Consider the following 2,179-nt stretch of genomic DNA (forward strand, 5'->3'; position numbering starts at 1 on the left):
TTCAAACTGCTGATCGGGGCTGCCAAACGAGCAGGCAGTTGGCGCGGGATGGAGCCGGACGATGTGCTGTTCTACGCCAACACCGGCGGCGATGAAATCAAGGTAGAAGCCTTCGGCGTCAAGCTCAATGCGGCCGACCTGCTCGACATCGACCCCAAAGGGGGCAGTAAAAGCGTGCACAAGATCAAAGGCTTCGTTACCTCCCCTGATTTCATTCACATCGATGGCGTGCCGTACCTCTCCAAGGACGACACCCGCCACCTGATGGATTAGGGGGAGTCATGGACGATATCGACCGCGCCACCCGCCACGCCGCGCGCATGCTGGCCATTCAACTGGCCAACCAGGTGGGCAAAAGCCGCGCCCTGGGCCCGAGCCTGTTTGAGTGCGAGGAGTGCGACGACCCTATCCCCGCCGCGCGCCGCCAAACCGTACCGGGGGTGCGCCTGTGCGTCCCCTGCAAAACCCGGCTCGAACGCTTGAGCCGCTAACCAGAGCCTGATGGATATGAACTCTATGCCAACCAAAGATCCTACTCTCTGGGCCGCCCTGCTGGCCTGGCTGATGGACAACTGGCCCTCTGTCTATGGGGCCTTGCTTGCGCTCATCATCGCCTTCTTGCGCATCACCTACGCCGGGGGCAGTGGTCGACGCCGCCTGATTGAATCCAGCTTGTGCGGATTTATCACCCTGGCCGCCGCTACCGGCACCCAACTGCTTGGTATTCCCGCCGAAGCCACCCCGTTCCTGGGCGGCATGGTCGGCCTGCTTGGCATGGACATCATCCGAGGCAAAGCCGAGCGCCTGTTTGGCAAAGGAGGCGACGATGCCGCGCATTGAGTGCAGCCGCAATCTGGCGGCCTTTCTCGACCTGCTGGCCTTCTCTGAGGGCACCAAGGGGCGGGGCGACGATGGCTATAACAAGCTGGTCAATCCGGCGGGTTTCTTCGGTGACTATCGAGAGCACCCCGACGTACTGGTGCAGGTCAATCCGAGCCTCAGAAGCACCGCCGCCGGGCGCTATCAGTTCCTGTCCCGTCACTGGCGCCACTACCAGGCGGCGCTTGGCCTGCCGGACTTTGGCCCAATCTCCCAGGACAAGTGGGCCATCCAGCTTATCCGCGAGCGCCGGGCCTTGGCCGACATAGAGGCGGGCCGCATCGATGAGGCCATGCGTAAGTGCAACAACATCTGGGCCAGCCTGCCCGGGGCAGGCTACGGCCAGCCGGAGCACTCGCTGGAAACCCTGCTGGCCAAGTTCACCGAGTTTGGCGGGGTGTTGGCATGAGCACCGTCCTCCGGCTGCTGCCGACCCTCCTCGGGCTCATGATTGGCACCACCCTGTTTGTCCAGGGCCAGCGACTCAGCACCCGGACTCAAGAGCTGGCCACCGCCAACAACACCATCAACGCCCTGCAAGCCATCAGCGAAAAGCAAGCCAAGGCATTGGCGGCTATCCCGCTGCGCGAGAAGGGGCTGCGCCAACTGCTTGACCAGCAAAACGACGCGCTGGCCAAGCTCGACCAGCAACGAAGGAGCATTGCCGATGAACTGCAACACGTCCTGGCCACGCCGCCAGTTGGTCGTCCGGACTGCAGCCGTGAGCCTCTGCCTGCTGGCGCTCTGCGCCTGCTCAAGCCAGCCGCCCCTGGTGAAAACCGAGCTGGTCAGGCTGCTGCCGCCACCGGGGCTGGTGCCCCGCTGCCCGGAGCCTGAATTTAATGGCACAACCTGGGGCGAGGCCGTGGCCTTCATCCCCACTCTGCAGGGCGCGCTGCGCCGCTGCCAACAACAGATAACCACCCTGAATCACTGGATTACTCAAGAGGAAAACCAACCATGAACAAGCAAACCATCACCCTGACCATCAATGGGTCTGACATCAGCTTTGAGCCCACTCTGGTGGCCTACAACAGTTACATCAACGGATTGTCGATGACCGACAAAGTGGCCCCCACCCATCAATACCTCAAGCGCATCGTCTCTACTGACTGCAAGCAATCACTCGATACCCTGCTGGCCCGCCCGGGCGCAGCCTTGCAAGTCGCCGCCAAGGTCAATGAGCAGTACGTCCCGGAACTGGATATCGAAGTAAAAAACTAACCGCGCGCGCCGAGGCCATCGAGCACAACCAGCTAGAGCAGGTGCTGGCACTGCGTCGCCACTACCTGCCCCATGA

Annotated in this window: 7 protein-coding genes; all 7 read left to right on the forward strand. The window is 62.2% G+C overall.

Features of this window, described 5'->3' with window-relative positions; translation table 11 throughout:
* Positions 1-273 (forward strand): phage protein (locus tag BN1130_RS14350; protein ID WP_042042806.1); only part of this gene is annotated, 273 nt, incomplete at its 5' end.
* A gap of 8 nt (positions 274-281) precedes the next feature.
* Complete coding sequence (locus BN1130_RS14355) at positions 282-491, forward strand: TraR/DksA family transcriptional regulator (protein WP_042042808.1); 210 nt, start codon at positions 282-284, stop codon at positions 489-491.
* A 25-nt stretch (positions 492-516) separates the two neighbouring features.
* Positions 517-840 carry a phage holin, lambda family gene (locus tag BN1130_RS14360; RefSeq protein WP_042042810.1) on the forward strand — a complete coding sequence of 108 codons (324 nt, stop codon included), beginning with the start codon at positions 517-519 and terminating at the stop codon, positions 838-840.
* Entirely contained in the window at positions 827-1,288 is a 462-nt protein-coding gene (locus tag BN1130_RS14365) for a glycoside hydrolase family 24 protein (RefSeq protein ID WP_042042812.1), read from the forward strand. The genes BN1130_RS14360 and BN1130_RS14365 overlap by 14 nt, the downstream gene beginning before the upstream one ends.
* Positions 1,285-1,716 carry a hypothetical protein gene (locus BN1130_RS14370; protein WP_042042813.1) on the forward strand — a complete coding sequence of 144 codons (432 nt, stop codon included), beginning with the start codon at positions 1,285-1,287 and terminating at the stop codon, positions 1,714-1,716. Before BN1130_RS14365 ends, BN1130_RS14370 begins: the two co-directional genes overlap by 4 nt.
* Entirely contained in the window at positions 1,652-1,843 is a 192-nt protein-coding gene (lysC, locus tag BN1130_RS22910; RefSeq protein WP_232302000.1) for an Rz1-like lysis system protein LysC, read from the forward strand. The genes BN1130_RS14370 and lysC overlap by 65 nt, the downstream gene beginning before the upstream one ends.
* Positions 1,840-2,103: a putative phage tail assembly chaperone gene (locus BN1130_RS14375; protein WP_042042815.1), complete on the forward strand. Its 264-nt coding sequence runs from the start codon at positions 1,840-1,842 to the stop codon at positions 2,101-2,103. The genes lysC and BN1130_RS14375 overlap by 4 nt, the downstream gene beginning before the upstream one ends.
* Positions 2,104-2,179 lie beyond the last annotated feature (76 nt).

The sequence above is a fragment of the Aeromonas rivuli genome, from assembly GCF_000820045.1.
GTDB classification, from domain to species: Bacteria; Pseudomonadota; Gammaproteobacteria; order Enterobacterales; family Aeromonadaceae; genus Aeromonas; species Aeromonas rivuli.